Consider the following 15,717-nt stretch of genomic DNA (forward strand, 5'->3'; position numbering starts at 1 on the left):
CCCAACCCTCTCCCCAACCCTCTCCCCAACCCTCTCCCCAACCCTCTCCCCAACCCTCTCCCCAACCCTCTCCCCAACCCTCTCCCCAACCCTCTCCCCCGGCGAGGCCGGAGGAGAGGGAGCTTGGGAGCTGCGGCGTCAGCTCTGCATGACCTGTTCGCGCAGCTTGTGGATCTGGTCGCGCAACCGCGCCGCTTCCTCGAACTCCAGGTTCTGGGCGTGCTTATACATCTGCCCTTCGAGCTTGCGGATCGCGGCGGCGGCCTGGGTGGCGGTGAGGTTGGCGTACTCCCCTGCCCCTTCGGCCACGGCCTTGCCGCGCACGCCCTTGGCGGCCTTGCCTCTTCCACGGGTGGCCGGCTCGGCGCGGGCGCCTTCCATGATGTCGGCGATGCGGCGCACGACGGTCTGCGGGGTGATGCCGTTGGCTTCGTTGTAGGCGATCTGCTTTTCGCGGCGGCGGCTGGTCTCGTCCATGGCCGCCTGCATGGAGCGGGTGACCTGGTCGGCATAGAGGATGGCCTTGCCGCGCACGTTGCGGGCCGCGCGGCCGATGGTCTGGATCAGCGAGCCGGTGGAGCGCAGGAAGCCTTCCTTGTCGGCGTCCAGGATCGCCACCAGCGAGACCTCGGGCATGTCCAGGCCCTCGCGCAGCAGGTTGATGCCGACCAGCACGTCGAACTCGCCCAGGCGCAGGTCGCGGATGATCTCGGTGCGCTCGACCGTCTCGATGTCCGAGTGCAGGTAGCGCACCTTCACGTCGTGCTCGGAAAGATATTCGGTGAGGTTCTCGGCCATGCGCTTGGTCAGCGTGGTGACCAGGATGCGGTCGCCCATGGCGATGCGCTTCTTGGCCTCGCCGAGCAGGTCGTCGACCTGGGTTCGCACCGGGCGAACCTCGACCTCGGGATCCACCAGCCCGGTGGGGCGAACCACCAGCTCGGTCACGGCGTCGCCGGACTTTTCCAGCTCGTAGTCGCGCGGGGTCGCCGAGACGTAGATGGTGCGCGGCGCGCGCTGCTCCCATTCCTCGAAGCGCAGCGGGCGGTTGTCCATCGCCGAGGGCAGGCGGAAGCCGAATTCGACCAACGTCTCCTTGCGCGAGCGGTCGCCCTTGTACATGGCACCGAGCTGCGGGACGGTGACGTGCGATTCGTCCACCACCAACAGCGCATCCGGAGGCAGATAGTCAAAGAGCGTCGGCGGCGGCTCGCCGGGGCCGCGGCGCGTGAGGTGACGCGAGTAGTTCTCGATGCCCTGGCAGAAGCCGACCTCGGCCATCATCTCGATGTCGAAGCGGGTGCGCTGGTCCAGCCGCTGCGCCTCGACCAGCTTGTTGTCCTTGTAGAGCTGCTCCAGCCGCTCCTTGAGCTCGACCTTGATCGTCTCGATGGCGTTGAGCACGCTCTCGCGCGTGCTGGCGTAGTGGGTGCGCGGGTAGACGGTGTAGCGCGGGATCTTGCGGAGGGTCTCGCCGGTGAGCGGGTCGAACAGCGAGAGGTTCTCGATGTCGCCGTCGAACAGCTCGATGCGCAGCGCCTCGGTTTCCGATTCGGCGGGGAACACGTCGATGATCTCGCCGCGCACGCGGTAGGTGCCGCGGCGCAGCTCCATCTCGTTGCGCGTGTACTGTAGCTCGGTGAGCTGGTGGATCAGCTTGCGCTGGTCGATGTGCTCGCCGACCGAGAGGATCAGGCGCAGCGAGAGGTAATCCTCCGGATCGCCCAGGCCGTAGATGGCCGAGACCGTGGCCACGATGATCGAGTCGCGCCGCGAGAGCAGCGCCTTGGTGGCGGCCAGGCGCATCTGCTCGATGTGGTCGTTGATCGAGGCGTCCTTCTCGATGAAGGTGTCCGAGGCGACCACGTAGGCCTCGGGCTGGTAGTAGTCGTAGTAGCTGACGAAGTACTCCACCGCGTTGTGCGGGAAGAACTCCTTGAACTCGCCATAGAGCTGCGCGGCCAGCGTCTTGTTCGGCGCCAGCACCACGGTCGGACGCTGCACCTGCTGGATCACGTTGGCGATGGTGTAGGTCTTGCCCGAGCCGGTGACGCCCAGCAGCGTCTGCGCGGCCAGGCCGGCCGCGAAGCCCTCGCTCAGCTTGGCGATGGCCTGCGGCTGGTCGCCGGAGGGCTGGTACGGGGAGACGAGTTCGAAGCGATCGGTCATGGCTGACGGATATGCGGGCGGATGGGGCGATCTTAAAGGCGCCCTGCTGACAGCCTGTGTCAGCACGGACGCACGGCGCCGCGGCTCTTCCACCGCTTACCGCGGCCCCGCGGGCGGCCGATGATGCCGGTTCCTCGCAGGGAGCGACGGCATGGACAGGACGCAAGGAAGCGGACGCGGCCGCACGCGCGGCCTGACGCTCGTCGAGCAGGTGATGGTGGTGGCCATCGTGGCGATCCTGGTCAGTGTCGCCAGCCCCTCGCTGGCCGGCCTGGTACGCCGCGGGCGCATGCAGTCGGCGCAGACGGATTTCATGCAGGCCCTCGGCTACGCCCGCAACGAGGCGGTGCTGCGGCACACGCGGATGGTGTTCTGCCCGACCCGCGACGGCCTGCGCTGCAGCGAGGAAAGCCGCTGGGAAAGCGGCTGGCTGGTGGGCGTGGACCGCGACCGCAACAACCAGCCGGACGGGGCGCCGCTGCGCGTCGGCCAAGGCCATGCGCCGCTGCGCATCAAGAGCAGCCAGGCACGACGGCGGGTGGCCTTTCTGCCCGACGGCAGCGCGTCCGGCAGCAACCTCACCCTGCTGTTCTGCAGCCCGGACCAGGGACAGGGGCCGCTGGGGGTGGTGGTGTCCAACTCCGGGCGCATACGCGGATCGCGCCCCGATGCCACGCAGGCGGCCGATTGCTTGGATGGCTGACACCTGGAGGCTCTGCCGGCGCCATACCGGTCGTTCACGATCTCGGTGCCACAACGGCCCGTGCCGTGCCAGCGAGATCGCATCAAGGCGGGCGTGTCGGCTTCCCCGGTACAGCTGTGCGCTTGATCACCCCTATCCACCCTCGTCGCCTTCCCTCGGCAAGCGAGGGAAGGCGACAGGAGACGATACGCACCTGATTCCCCCGCCTGCGGAGAAGGTGCCCGCGGGTGGATAGCGGCGCTTATCCGCAGCCAGGTCCGGGAGCGAAAGCCACTCCTTTACTGATCCTAGCTCTCAAATGCATCCGGCCTGGCACTCACTTCCGGCAAAGCGATTGCTCCCCGGACATGAAGCTTGCCGGAAGCGCTTGCCGGAGCAGCACCCGTTCAGTTCGGGGCCGCCACCAACAGGCTGAAACCGGTGACCGGCTTGCTGCGACCAGACGTAGCGGCGCCCACGGTGAACACTTCGTGGGTCGACGGATCCAGGGCCAGCGTGCGTGCGCTCGGCATCGTGGCCACCTTCACCGCCTGCGCATAATGGTCGGCGTCGGTCTGGTGGATCACGGCCAGCGTCCCTGCGCCGCTCGTGGTCAATACGTTGTGCAACGCCGTGTCATAGACGACGGCATCCGGGCCCTTGTCGATCGGCAGCTTGGCGACCTGACGGCCATTGTCCGCATTGGTCACGATCATCCAGCCGTTGGCGCAGACCGAGAACAGGCGATGACCGGTCGCATCCATGGCCAGGCCGGTCGGCCCCTTGCACGGGGCCAGCGGCCAGACGTGCAGCACCTTGCGCTGGCGCAAGTCGACTTCGGCCAGCTGGCTTGCATCCTCGAGGTTGACGAAGAGCTTGCCGTTGCCGGCGCTCACTGGGAATTCGGGGTTGCTGCTCAGCGGGATGGTGGCGATCTCCTTGCCCAGTTTGGGGTCGATCACGCTGATCTGGTTGCTGTCGCCGTCCATCGCCAGAACGCTGCCGCTGTCGGCGTCGTAGATGATCGCATCGGGATCCTTGCCACTGACCGGGATGGTGCCGACTACCTTCAGCGTTGCCAGATCGACCACGCTGACATCGTTGCCGTGCCCGTTGCTGACGTAGGCGCGGTGCAGCGACGGCACGATGGCGACGCCATGCGCGTGCTGCATGCCGCCGATCTCCGTGACCAGCTTGCCGGTGTCGGCATTCACGACCATCACGCGGTCGTTGCGCGCGATGAACAGCTGCCGCGTCTGCGCGGCGAAGCTCACGTAATCCCAGCCGCCATCGCCGCCAAGCGCGTAGCGGTGTTTGACGGCGTAGTTCGTTCCGGTCGCACCGGTGGCTGCCAGGGAAGGCAAGCTCAGGACAGCCGTCATCACGAGGGGCCAGCTGATCTTCTTCATCACATTGTCCTTGGGTGGTGGGTCTGAAGCGGAAAGCGGTCCTGACGCGGAAACATCAGGACAGGGTTTGCCCGACGGTGGAAAATCCAACTGTACGCGCAGGCCGGGAGCGGCGTCACCGAACGTCAGCGTCGCGCCATGCAGGTCGGCCACGGCGGCGACCAATGCAAGCCCCAACCCACTACCGGGCGTGCTGCGCGCGGCATCGAGCCGCACGAAACGACCGGTCACGCGGCTGCGCGCTTCCGCGGGGATGCCGGGGCCGGCGTCGTCGAGCGTGATGCGACAGCCGTTCGATTGCCGCTCCAGCGTGAGCGCGACCGGGGTGCCAGGCGGCGTATGGCGCAGGGCATTCTCGATCAGGTTCACGAGCATCTGTGTGAGCAGCGCGCGGTCGCCGAGTACACGGATGCCGCGAGCGAGGTTGATGCGCAGCCCCCTGTTCTGGTCTTCCATCAACGGCGCGTAGTCGCCGACCAGACTGTCGAGCAGGCCGGACAGGTCCACCAGGCTGAAGCCGGCGCGGCGCTGGCGAGTTTCGATCTGGGCGATCCGCAGCAGACCGGAGAACGTCGCCAGCACGCCATCGACATCGGCCAGGGCGCGCTCGGCCGCTGTGCGGAAGGCGGCGGTGTCGGTTGCCGTGCAGGTAGCCAGTTCCAGCCGTTGACGCAGACGGGTCAGTGGCGTGCGTAGATCATGGGCGATGTCGTTGGAAACTTGCCGCATGCCCTCCATCAAGGTCTGGATACGCTCCAGCATGCCGTTGAGCGAGTGCGCCAAACGGTCTAACTCATCTCCGCGACCGCTGCACGAGACACGTGCTCCAAGATCGCCGCCGGCGATGCGCGCTGCGGCCGCGGCAACGGCTTCGACCCGCCGAAGATAGCCGCGCGCCGTGAGCACGCCGCCCAGCAACGCCAGGGCCACCGATCCGGCGCCGGCCCACAGGAAAGCTTCCTGCAGGAATACGATCAGCTCGTCGGCATCGCGCCGGTTGCGTCCGACCGCCAGCAGCCGGCCGTCGTCGAGCCGATCCGTGCGTACGAGCATCCGCACCACGTATCCGGAGGGCGCGCTCTGCACCTGCGTGGCCCAGCCGAGGCCGGGCTGGGCGTTCAGCAGGTCGCCCGCCATGCGATGCCCGTCCGCATCGAACAGCCCGTAATAGAGCGGTCCCTGCGGAGCCTGCGCGACCATGTCGGCAATCGCATGCGCACGGCCGCTGGCAGGTATCGCGACGATCTCGCTGATTTCGTCGCCGACCGATCGCCGCAGCTGCGATTGGACATAGTTGCGTACCGCCCACCCGGTGATCACGAACAGGAACAGGGCGATCCCCGCGAACAGGCCTGCCTGTAGCGCGGCGAGCCGGAAGGCCGAACTGCGCAGGAGGCGGGCGCGAATCGCCAAGGGGGCGTCGGTCATGAACGCTCAGGCGCCGTGCGCAGCATGTACCCGGCGCCGCGAAGCGTGCCGATCAGCTCGCCACTGGCGAAACCGCGGTCGACTTTGCCGCGCAAGCGGCTGATGTGGGTTTCCACCACACTGGTCTGCGGATCGAAGTCGTACTCCCATACGTGCTCCAGCAGCATCGTCCGGGTGACCAGTTCGCCGGCATGGCGCATCAGGTATTCCAGCAGATGGAATTCGCGCGGCTGCAGTTCGATCATTCGGCCGTCGCGGCGTATCTCGCGCCTGAGCAGATCCATCTCCAGATCCGCTACGCGCAGCTGGACTACGGCGGGAGTGGCCAGGGGCGGACGACGCGCCAGCGCTCCGATACGCGCGACGAGCTCGGCGAACGCAAACGGCTTGGCGAGGTAGTCGTCCGCGCCCGCCTCGAAGCCCTCGACCCGAGCGTCCACTTCGCCCAGCGCGGTCAGCATCAATACCGGCGTGCTGACGTGGGCTTCGCGCAGTGCGCGCAACAGATCGAGTCCTCCGAGGCCAGGCAGCATGCGATCGACTACCAGCACCTGGTATCGCCCTTCGCTTGCGCAACGCAGGCCGCTTGGACCGTCATTGGCCTGGTCGACTGCGTGACCGAGGGCGCGCAAGCCCCGGGCCACATAGTCGCGGGTTTCGGCATCGTCCTCGATCAGCAAAATGTCCATGCGCGGGGACCTGGGGCCGTTGTTCCGACTGCCAGCATTACTGCGAGGCCACGTGACAAACCGATGACGCCGGGCCGCCGTGTCAGTCGCTGTCAAACTCGAAACGGACTCCGGCGAGATAGGTCCGCCCGTAGAACTCGCGCTGGATCGGCCGGTCCGAGGTGCCCTGATAGAACGCATGTGGCGTGTCCAGCAGGTTCTTGGCCTGAAAGTAGATCGACCAATTTTCCGGGAACTGGTAACTCGCGCTGAAATCCATCGAAGTGCGGCTGGCGTTGTAGATGTCGCTGGAACGATCGGTGCCGATGCCGAACAGGTCGGCCGACACCGAGTAGGCCGCGAGATTCAGCGAGAGTCCGGCGCGCTTGTAGAACAACGTGGCGTTCCATGTGTTGCGCGAGGTCGACGGCAGCAGCGAATACTCGCCCGGCCGGATCTCGATGCGCGAATCGACCCAGGTGTAGTTCGCGCCAGCACCCAGTCCGTCGAGCCAGCCCGGCAGGCCCTGGAAGGTCTGCTGCCAGTTCAGTTCCAGGCCGCGTGCGTAGGAGGAGCCGATGTTCTTGAAGGTAAAGATATGGAACGGCTGGGGATTGCCCGGGTACAGATTGTTGTTGGGAAGCTGTTGCGTGGTCTCGATGGGGACGATGTAGTTGGAGATTTCCTTGTCGAAGACCCCGGCCGACAGGATGCCGCCTTCCGGCAGGTATTTCTCGATGCTGAAATCGAAGCTGTGCGCCGTGGCCGGCTTCAGGGACGGATTGCCGGTGGTGACGATGCCCGAGCCCACGTCGATCGCCAGCGCAGGATTCGCCTGGTTGTAGCCCGGCCGACCGATGGTCGAGGAATAGGCGGCGCGCAGGACCAGATCGGGTGACAGTTCATAGCGGAACTGCAGGCTGGGAAAGAAGTTGTGGTAGTTGTGCTTGGTGCTGACCGGGTAGGAGAACGGATTGCCCGCCGCATCCGCGCCGGCGGAGTAGGCATTGCCGCGATCGCGCGTCTCTTCGAAGCGGACGCCGCCGAGTATCCCCAGGTTCCCATAGTTGCCGCTGTACTGGCCGTGAGCGGCGTAGATGTCCTCGTGCGCGTCCAGGTATTGCTGCTTGCTGCTGATCACGTCGCCGGGCGCGATCACGCCCTGGCCGAAGATGCGCTGCAGCGCACCCGGGATGATGTCCACGCCGTTCTGGTAATGGCCGTCGTAATAGGTCTCGTAGACGCCGCTGGAGACCGCGGTGAGCGGGAGCGCGGTAGGCGTGAGCGTGTACGGCTGCGCCGTCGTCTGCTTGTGCCGCTGCCGTGCGCTCAACCCGAACTGCAGATCCTGGTCAGTCAGGCTGCCCCACTCGACAGGCGTCTTCGAATTGACGGCGTAGGACATTTCGCGGTCGAAATTGCGGGCCGTGCTGTTGCCGAGGCTGCTCAGCGTGTAGTTGGCCGGATCGAGGTAGCCCGGCGCGCCCGATATCGTGTAGAGCGGGACGTGCCCCGGCCCGATGGGCCCATAGGAGATCGTCGGAGCGGCAGCCGAAGGCGGGCTGTAGGTAAACGTGGAGTTGTAGTCGAAGGGCTTCTTGTAGGTGCCTTCGACGTAGGCGGCGTGGTAGTCGATCGTGGTGCCGGCCAGCACATTCTGTCCACCGACCATGTAGAACCGCTCGCGCGAGCTCTCCTGCTCGTCGCGCAGCGACCGCGTGATCGCGCCGGGGACGGTCAGGGTGTCCTGCAGCGTGCCATCGGCCTGCGCCGTGGTGTTGCCGTCCGGCAGCACGTCCATGAACTGGCGTTTGTAGCGTTCCGTATAGCCTGCATCGAAAGCGCGCAGATACCACTGATCGTCGTCGTCGGGCTGGTAGCCGACATCGAGTGCGTAGCCATGGCGCTTGCGGTGCAATTCGTAGTCGCGCTGTTCGATGTCGTTCACCGCCTGGTAGGGATGTGCCGCATCGTTGAAATAGGCGGGCTCGACGTCGTCGATGCCACGCGAATCGATGTGGCTGGATGCGGTCAGCATGATCGAGAACGGGCCGTAGTGACCGCCGCCAGTCAGCGAGAAATCGGTGATCGGCGTGCCGCGCAGCGTCTCGTAGCCCACGCCGGCATTTCCTTCGAAGAACGTGCCCTGTTCTTCGGGAGCGGTCTTGGGCAACACTTCGATCGTGCCGCCCAGCGCCTCGGCGTCCTGGTTGGGCAGGTTCGACTTGGTGACCTCGACCGCCCCGATGAAGCCGGTCGGGATGGAGTCCAGCGCGACACCGCGGTAGCCGCCGAACGGCGAGGCGTTGTTGGTCGGCAGCAAGCGAACGCCGGCGTAGGTGGTGCTGTTCAGATCCGCATCGAAACCGCGGATGTTGACGTAGCGACCTTCACCTTCGTCTGTCTCCATCGAGATGCCGGGAATGCGGCGAACGGCTTCGGCCGTGTTCGTGTCCGGCAGCGCCCGGATCTGTTCTTCCGTGCGGATATTGATCAGATTGGGGGCGTCCTTCTGCGTCGCACGCGCGACCTCGGCCGATGTGCGCGGAGCCACCACGTGCACGCCTTGCAGGTTCTTGACGATCTCCGCTCCGGCCGCAGCGCCGGTCGCGGCGCCATTGCCGTCAGCCGCATTCGGCTTGGCATCTTTGGCGGTGGCTGCTGTGCCGGTTGCGTCCAGTGCAAACGCGAAAGCATGACTTGGTGCACTGAGCGCGCCGAGGCCGGCGAGTGCGGTGGCGTTGAGTATGGCCTTGCGTAGCTTCGCGCTGTGCATCGACGGTGCCCTGATTGAGGAAAGGTCGTGCGGGTTGTCCATACGGAATGGACAACACGACGGGTCTCCTAAAAGCTAGACGCGCGCAATGACACCAAGATTGCCGATCACATACCAAACTGTAAGACCCGGCTTTTAGCCCGGAAGCCAGCCGGCCTTGCCCGGGCGTCCTCGGATGTTCGGGCACAAAAAAACCCGCATTTCTGCGGGTTTTCGCGGTTCCGCGGGACGCTGCGGAACTATCAACTGGCGCCCGAAGTTGGACTCGAACCAACGACCCCCTGATTAACAGTCAAGTGCTCTAACCAGCTGAGCTATTCGGGCGGGGCGAGCTGCGTAGTTTGCTTAGCGTCGTGCGGGCTGTCAAGCAGCCGGGGCAGCTGCGGCGCCCTCCGCGCGCACGCGGTAGCAGGGCACGTAGGCCGACCCGCCGGGAAGCTTCATGCGGTGCTGGCTGACGAAGGCCTGCAACAGCGCATCCAGCGCCCGCATGATGTCCGCCTCGCCGTCGATGTCGAACGGGCCGTGCTGTTCGATCGCGCGCACACCCTCTTCCTTGACGTTGCCGGCGACGATGCCCGAGAACGCGCGACGCAGGTCGGCGGCCAGCTCGTGGCGCGGCCTGCCGCGGTGCAGGGCGAGGTCGCGCATCGCCTCGTGGGTCGGCCGGAACGGCAGCTGGAAGGCGAACGGGATGTCCAGCGCCCAGTTGAAGAAGAAGGCGTCCTTGGTGTCCAGGCGATGGTTGCGCACCTTGTCCACGCCCTTGACCATCGCCCGCGCCGCCGCGGCCGGGTCGTCCACGATGATCTGGTAGTGCTGCGACACTTCGTCGCCGAGGCTGAGCTTGAGGAAGCGGTCGATCTGCTCGAAGTACGCCGCCGACTGCTTCGGGCCGGTGAAGATGAGCGGGAACGGGGTGCCGGCGTTGGACGGGTGCAGCAGGATGCCGAGCAGGTAGAGGATCTCTTCGGCCGTGCCCACGCCGCCGGGGAAAACCGCGATGCCGTGCGCCATGCGGACGAAGGCCTCCAGGCGCTTCTCGATGTCCGGCATGATCACCAGCTGGTTGACGATCGGATTGGGAGACTCGGCCGCGATGATGCCCGGCTCGGTGATGCCGATGTAGCGGTTGTTGCGCCGGCGCTGCTTGGCGTGGGCGATGGTGGCGCCCTTCATCGGGCCCTTCATGGCGCCCGGGCCGCAGCCGGTGCAGATGTCCATGCCGCGCAGGCCGAGCTGGTAGCCAACCGCCTTGGTGTACTCGTATTCCTCGCGCGAGATCGAGTGGCCGCCCCAGCACACGACCAGGTTGGGATCGATGTGCGGCTTCAGGATGCGCGCGTTGCGCAGGATCTCGAACACGGCGTGGGTGATGCCGACCGTGTCATCCAGGTCGAAGCCGCCCTGCTCCAGCTGCGTGGACACGTAGACGATGTCGCGTACCACCGCCACCAGCAGCTCGTTGATGCCGCGGATGATCTGGCCGTCGACGAACGCCTGCGCGGGAGCGTGCGAAAGCTCGATCTTGATGCCGCGGTCCTGCTGCAGTACCTGGATGTCGAAATCGGGGTACTGCTCGAACATCGAGCGCGGGTCGTCGCTGATGTTGCCCGAGGTGAGCACCGCCAGCGCGCAGCGGCGCAGCAGCGCATGCAAACCCGAGCCACTGGCGTCGCGCAGGCGCGCCACTTCGTTGCGCGAGAGGATGTCCAGTCCGCCCGCGGGCGAGATGCGTGCGCTGACGGTGACGGGCTTGCCGGCGCGGCCGGCGTGGGTGTCGTTCATGCTTGCCTTCTCCTGCCGCTGACGTGTGCCTGCTTCGTTGCCGGCGCCGTGGCGGACCGCCTAGCTTCCCGCGCGCGAAGGGCCAGGGTCAAGCCAAAGAAAGCCGGCGCCCTCGCGGACGCCGGCTGAAGTTTCCCTTACTTGTCCCGCTTAGAACGTGTACTTGACCGTCAGCAGCACCGACCAGCGCTGGGCGAGGTGGTCGTTGTTGTTGATGTAGGTCGGCATGTCATTCGGGCTGTACACGCCGTTCTGGATGTAGTTGCTGCAGGTGGCGATCTTGCCGGCGCAGGTGATGTCGTAGATGTAGTGCCCGTTGGCGTCCACACCGTAGAAATCGGCCAGCGCGCGGCCACCCGGTCGTGCGCAGGTTCTACGCCGTCTTGCCGAGATAGCGCGCGCGTTTGGCGGGCTTGAGCGTGGCCAGGTCGAGCATCACCAGACCGTCGACGCAACCGGAAAAGCCGGGATCCTCGCCGAAGTCCAGGAATTGCACGCCTTCGGGTTCGACCAGGTCCACGTATTGGCGATAGAGCACCGGCATGCTTACGCCCAGCGCATCCAGATGGTGCTTGAGTTTGCCTAGCCCGGCCTGCGCATCGAGCCCTTCGAGCGCGTCGCGCACCAGGCCGATCACTGCGGGTGAGACCACGAACGGCTGCCGCGCGCTGGCCAGCCCGGGAGCGCCGAAATAGTGCTGGTGCGCGGCAGCGATCCACTCGCGTGCCTCGCGCGGCAGGTTGACCGACATGCTGACCGGGCCGAACAGGTAACGCAGTTCCGGATGCCGCTGCAGATACAGGCCGATGCCCTGCCACAGCTGGTCCAGCGCGCGCGATCGCCAGTACGCCGGAGCGATGAAGCTGCGCCCCAGTTCCAGGCCTTGCGCCAGGCGCGACTCAAGGGCCGGCGAGTAGTTGAACAGGCTGGCGGTGTAAAGCCCGGCCAGGCCGCGCTCGGCGATCAGGCGGCCGCCATGGCCGAAGCGGTAGGAGCCGACGATGCGCAGCGCAGCCGGGTCCCACAGCAGCAGGTGCTCATAGTGCGGGTCGAAGGCGTCCAGGTCACGCCGGGCGTTGGTCCCCTCGCCGACCTTGCGGAAGGTCAGCTCGCGCAGGCGGCCGATCTCGCGCAGCACGGCGCTGTCGGCCGCGCCCTTGAACAGCCAGGCCTGCTTGCCGTCGTTGAGCTCGGCGAGCTTCTCGCCCTGTGCCGTGAGTTCGGCGGCCACCCGCTCGGCCGGTTCCGGGTGGGCCAGCGGAGCCTGTCCGCCAAAGACCAGTCCGTTGCGCCGGCCCACGCGGTAGACGTGCCGGCGCATGAGCTTCGTGGCCTGCGTGGTTGAACCGCCGCTGCGCTGGAGGAGCTCGTCGGCGCTGACCAGGGCGCCGACGCTGAAGCCTATCCGCCGATGCCCGGGCGCCACCGCCTCGCGCGGCAGCATCGCCGTGCTGAGCGGCTTGGCCAGCATCGACAAGCCGTAGAACATCGCCGAGTTGCGCGCGGCCACGTGCACCGGCAGTACCGGCGCGCCACTGCGTTTGGCGAGACGCGCAAAGCCGTCGGACCAGTGCCCGTCACGCACGCCGCCGGGCCCCATGCGGGAAACCTCCCCGGCGGGAAACACGATCAGCGCCTCGCCCTGATCAAGCGCGCGATAGATGTCTCGCATCTTGGACGCCGCACCCTTGCCGAACACGTCCACCGGCAGCAGCAGCCGGCGCAGCGGCTCGATCGACGCCAGCCAGTCGTTACCCAGGATGCGCACGTCCCGACGCACCGAACCGACCAGGTGCAGCAACGCCAGCGCATCGACCATGCCCAGCGGATGGTTGGCCACCACCAGCAGCGCGCCTTCCACGGGGATGTGCTCGCGCTCCCTCGGACTGACGTGGTAGCTCGCGCCCAGCACGTCCAGCGCGCGGTCGACGAAGTCGAAACCCTCGACCTTGCCGACGGCATCGAGCACGCGGTTGAAACCCGCCTCGTCGGCCAAGCGACCGAGCAGGTCCGCCATCGGGCGGCGGATCCGTGGATGCTGCGCCAGCCACGGCAAGCGCTCGGTGAGGGTCCGTTCGACACTGAGCATGACCGCCTCCTCATGTTTCGCCCATGCTGGGGCCTGAGTATGACAGGAGGGCGACGCGTGAAAGACGGCCTCGTCCGCTGTGAGATATACGGCTGGCGCCCGGTGCGTGCCTTGCGTGGGAAGCCGCGCGCTCAGACCTGCATGTGCAGGAATGCCGCCACGCCACCCATGAACATTTGCACCGACAAGGCGATCAGCAGCATGCCCATCACCCGTTCCAGCGCGGTCAGCACGCTCTCGCCCAGCCAGCGGAAAAGGTAAGTGGAAGAGAGCAGGATCAGCGAGGTCGCCAGCCACGCCAGCAATAGCGCGATGGCCCAGTCGGCCGTCCGGCCCGGCGAAGTGTTGGTGAGCAGCAGCAACGCAGCCATCGCCGAAGGGCCGGCCACGCCGGGAATCGCCATCGGCACGATGAACGGCTCGCCTTCGCCCGCCTTGCCGAAGATGCCGCCTTCCGGCGGCGGGAACACCATGCGGATGCCGATCAGGAACAGCACGATGCCGCCGGCGATGCTGATCGACTCCTGCTTGAGCTGCAGCAGCTTGAGGATGTGCTGGCCGCCGACCAGGAAGCCCAGCAACACGCCCAGCGCGATCAGCAGCTCGCGGATCATTACCCAGCGCCGGCGCTTGGGCGGCACGTGCTTGAGCAGGCTGAGGAAGAACGGGATGTTGCCCAGCGGATCCATGATCAGGAACAGCAGGATGCCCGCCGAAAGGGTGGTCATCTGCGTTTCCATGGAAGGCTCCTTCGGGTGATCGTGGATCAGCATGCCATGCGCGGCCGGGTCGGCGTACCGCTGCGCACGGCTATATATGCGTCGCGCCCGTGGGCGGCATGGCGCACGCCAGACAGATGCCCGCTTTCGCAGGACGGAAAAAAGCGGGGTCAGGCGCCGCGCAGGTCCAGCATCGCGCCACGCGCGGCAGCGCCTTGCGGGCCGAGCAGCCACACCGCCGCCTGCGCTGCCGCATCGGGCAGCGGCTGGGTGTTCGGGTCCTCACCGAAATACGCCTGGTGCCGCAGCGCCGTGCGCATGGGCGCCGGCAGCAGCGCATGCGTGCGCACGGCCGTGCTGTCGGTTTCCTGGTGCAGGATCTCGACGAAACGCTCCAGCGCCGCCTTGGACACGCCGTAGGCGCCCCAGTGCGCGCGATTGAGCAGGTCGGGATTGTCGAGCACGAACACCACCGAGGCATCCGGCGCCTTGACGAGCAAGGGCAGGCAGGCCTGAGTCAGCGCGAACGGCGCCGACACGTTGACGTGCAGCGTGCGCAGCCACTCGTCAGGCTTGTGCATGGTGATGGGCGTAAGGCCGCCGAAACTCGCAGCGCAGTGCGCGATGCCGTCGAGCCGGCCGAGATCGCGCTCCAGCCCTTCGGCGAGCGCCTCGTAGTCGCGCGGCGTGGCCGCTTCCATATCCAGCGGGTGGATCAGCGGCTCGGGCAGGCCCTCGGCGACGATCAGGTCGTAGAGCTGCTCCAGTTGGCGCTTGCGCTTGCCGGTGATCACCAGGGTCGCGCCCGCGCGCGCCGCCTCCAGCGAGACGGCGCGGCCGAGGCCGCCATAGGCGCCGGTCACCAGCACCACGCGGCCGGCCAGGCTGTCGGCCGCAGGCGCGAAGTCCTGCGGCAGGCGTGCGGTCGGCAGAGTCATGCGCGCACCGCGCCGCTGACGTCCGCGGCCATGCGCGCCAGTTCGCCGGAGGCCTTGAGGTCCTCCACGATGTCGCACCCGCCGATCAGCTCGCCCTGGATGAACAGTTGCGGGAAGGTCGGCCAGTTGGCGAAGTGCGGCAGCGCGGCGCGCACCTCCGGATCAGCCTGCACGTTGACGGCGTGGAACGCGGCGCCCGCCTCCTCCAGCGCCCGTGCGGCGCGGCTGGAAAAGCCGCACATCGGGAACTGCGGCGTGCCCTTCATGAAAAGAACCATCGGGTGCTCGGCGAGCACCGCCTTGATTCGCTCGTTAACGTCCATAGCTCACGGGTTCTACAATGCACTTTAGGACCGCAAGTGTATCAGCCGCACCACGACTGCCGCCCGGCAGCGTGCCGGCCTCCCTTCAAGCCGCAGCCCAAGGAGTCCCTCATGGCGATCGAACTTCCCCCCTTGCCTTACGAAAAGAACGCGCTGGAGCCGCACATCTCGGCCGAGACGCTGGAGTTCCATCACGACAAGCACCACCAGGCGTACGTGACCAACCTCAACAAGCTGATCGAAGGCACCGAATTCGAGGGGATGGCGCTGGAGGAGATCATCCGCAAGTCGTCCGGCGGCATCTTCAACAACGCCGCGCAGACCTGGAACCACACCTTCTATTGGCATTCGATGAAGCCCAACGGCGGCGGCGAGCCGAGCGGCAAGCTGGCCGACGCCATCACCAAGGCGTTCGGCTCGGTGGCCAAGTTCAAGGAAGAGTTCGCCAAGATGGGCGCGAGCAACTTCGGCTCCGGCTGGACCTGGCTGGTGCAGCGACCGGACGGCTCGCTGGGCATCGTCAACACCTCCAACGCCGGCACGCCGATCACCGGCAGCGACAAGCCGCTGTTCACCTGTGACGTGTGGGAACACGCCTACTACATCGACTACCGCAACGCCCGTCCGAAGTACCTGGATGCGTTCTGGAACGTGGTGAACTGGGACTTCGCGGCCGGCAACCTCGCCTGACGCGCGGTCATAAAAAAACGGAGCCGCCCGGCTCCGTT

At 66.6% G+C, this 15,717-nt stretch carries 12 protein-coding genes and 1 tRNA gene; 2 read left to right on the forward strand and 11 right to left on the reverse strand.

Annotated elements, in window-relative coordinates; genetic code table 11:
- Positions 1–138 precede the first annotated feature (138 nt).
- Positions 139–2,169, reverse strand: a complete 2,031-nt coding sequence (uvrB, locus tag VGU65_RS01260) for an excinuclease ABC subunit UvrB (protein WP_327472347.1) — start codon at positions 2,167–2,169, stop codon at positions 139–141.
- Between the two features lie 151 nt (positions 2,170–2,320).
- Here uvrB and VGU65_RS01265 point away from each other — a divergent pair, with 151 nt between their 5' ends.
- Positions 2,321–2,872: a GspH/FimT family pseudopilin gene (locus VGU65_RS01265; RefSeq protein WP_327472348.1), complete on the forward strand. Its 552-nt coding sequence runs from the start codon at positions 2,321–2,323 to the stop codon at positions 2,870–2,872.
- Between the two features lie 386 nt (positions 2,873–3,258).
- On the opposite strand, the gene VGU65_RS01270 is transcribed toward VGU65_RS01265, so the two are convergent.
- From VGU65_RS01270 to grxD, 10 genes are all read right to left on the reverse strand, one after another.
- The gene (locus VGU65_RS01270; RefSeq protein WP_327472349.1) at positions 3,259–5,688 is read right to left on the reverse strand and encodes an ATP-binding protein; all 2,430 of its coding nucleotides are present in this window, start codon (positions 5,686–5,688) and stop codon (positions 3,259–3,261) included.
- Positions 5,685–6,377: a winged helix-turn-helix domain-containing protein gene (locus VGU65_RS01275; RefSeq protein ID WP_327472350.1), complete on the reverse strand. Its 693-nt coding sequence runs from the start codon at positions 6,375–6,377 to the stop codon at positions 5,685–5,687. The genes VGU65_RS01270 and VGU65_RS01275 overlap by 4 nt, the downstream gene beginning before the upstream one ends.
- 82 nt (positions 6,378–6,459) lie before the next feature.
- Complete coding sequence (locus VGU65_RS01280) at positions 6,460–9,132, reverse strand: TonB-dependent receptor (protein WP_327472351.1); 2,673 nt, start codon at positions 9,130–9,132, stop codon at positions 6,460–6,462.
- A 247-nt stretch (positions 9,133–9,379) separates the two neighbouring features.
- Positions 9,380–9,456: transfer RNA gene (locus tag VGU65_RS01285), tRNA-Asn, on the reverse strand.
- Positions 9,457–9,495: 39 nt separating this feature from the next.
- Positions 9,496–10,920, reverse strand: a complete 1,425-nt coding sequence (ppnN, locus tag VGU65_RS01290; RefSeq protein WP_327472352.1) for a nucleotide 5'-monophosphate nucleosidase PpnN — start codon at positions 10,918–10,920, stop codon at positions 9,496–9,498.
- Positions 10,921–11,070: 150 nt separating this feature from the next.
- On the reverse strand, positions 11,071–11,247 hold the full coding sequence (locus VGU65_RS01295) for a hypothetical protein (RefSeq protein ID WP_327472353.1): 177 nt from the start codon (positions 11,245–11,247) through the stop codon (positions 11,071–11,073).
- 46 nt (positions 11,248–11,293) lie between these two features.
- Positions 11,294–13,009, reverse strand: a complete 1,716-nt coding sequence (gene olsF, locus VGU65_RS01300; RefSeq protein WP_327472354.1) for a bifunctional ornithine lipid synthase OlsF — start codon at positions 13,007–13,009, stop codon at positions 11,294–11,296.
- Positions 13,010–13,140: 131 nt separating this feature from the next.
- Positions 13,141–13,737: a YhgN family NAAT transporter gene (locus VGU65_RS01305; protein ID WP_327472423.1), complete on the reverse strand. Its 597-nt coding sequence runs from the start codon at positions 13,735–13,737 to the stop codon at positions 13,141–13,143.
- A gap of 161 nt (positions 13,738–13,898) precedes the next feature.
- The gene (locus VGU65_RS01310) at positions 13,899–14,666 is read right to left on the reverse strand and encodes an SDR family NAD(P)-dependent oxidoreductase (RefSeq protein WP_327472355.1); all 768 of its coding nucleotides are present in this window, start codon (positions 14,664–14,666) and stop codon (positions 13,899–13,901) included.
- Entirely contained in the window at positions 14,663–14,989 is a 327-nt protein-coding gene (gene grxD, locus VGU65_RS01315; protein WP_327472356.1) for a Grx4 family monothiol glutaredoxin, read from the reverse strand. Before grxD ends, VGU65_RS01310 begins: the two co-directional genes overlap by 4 nt.
- Positions 14,990–15,100: 111 nt before the next feature.
- Here grxD and VGU65_RS01320 point away from each other — a divergent pair, with 111 nt between their 5' ends.
- Complete coding sequence (locus tag VGU65_RS01320; RefSeq protein WP_327472357.1) at positions 15,101–15,679, forward strand: superoxide dismutase; 579 nt, start codon at positions 15,101–15,103, stop codon at positions 15,677–15,679.
- The last annotated feature ends 38 nt before the right edge of the window (positions 15,680–15,717 follow it).

Source organism: Frateuria sp. (genome assembly GCF_035943815.1).
Classification (GTDB): Bacteria; Pseudomonadota; Gammaproteobacteria; order Xanthomonadales; family Rhodanobacteraceae; genus Frateuria_A.

Excerpts from the sequence above, each read along its gene's own strand:
- VGU65_RS01270 (WP_327472349.1), bottom strand. The coding sequence starts at position 5,688 with ATGACCGACGCCCCCTTGGCGATTCGCGCCCGCCTCCTGCGCAGTTCG.
- ppnN (WP_327472352.1), bottom strand. The coding sequence starts at position 10,920 with ATGAACGACACCCACGCCGGCCGCGCCGGCAAGCCCGTCACCGTCAGC.
- VGU65_RS01310 (WP_327472355.1), bottom strand. The coding sequence starts at position 14,666 with ATGACTCTGCCGACCGCACGCCTGCCGCAGGACTTCGCGCCTGCGGCC.
- olsF (WP_327472354.1), bottom strand. The coding sequence starts at position 13,009 with ATGCTCAGTGTCGAACGGACCCTCACCGAGCGCTTGCCGTGGCTGGCG.
- VGU65_RS01280 (WP_327472351.1), bottom strand. The coding sequence starts at position 9,132 with ATGCACAGCGCGAAGCTACGCAAGGCCATACTCAACGCCACCGCACTC.
- VGU65_RS01305 (WP_327472423.1), bottom strand. The coding sequence starts at position 13,737 with ATGACCACCCTTTCGGCGGGCATCCTGCTGTTCCTGATCATGGATCCG.
- VGU65_RS01320 (WP_327472357.1), top strand. The coding sequence starts at position 15,101 with ATGGCGATCGAACTTCCCCCCTTGCCTTACGAAAAGAACGCGCTGGAG.
- uvrB (WP_327472347.1), bottom strand. The coding sequence starts at position 2,169 with ATGACCGATCGCTTCGAACTCGTCTCCCCGTACCAGCCCTCCGGCGAC.
- grxD (WP_327472356.1), bottom strand. The coding sequence starts at position 14,989 with ATGGACGTTAACGAGCGAATCAAGGCGGTGCTCGCCGAGCACCCGATG.
- VGU65_RS01265 (WP_327472348.1), top strand. The coding sequence starts at position 2,321 with ATGGACAGGACGCAAGGAAGCGGACGCGGCCGCACGCGCGGCCTGACG.
- VGU65_RS01275 (WP_327472350.1), bottom strand. The coding sequence starts at position 6,377 with ATGGACATTTTGCTGATCGAGGACGATGCCGAAACCCGCGACTATGTG.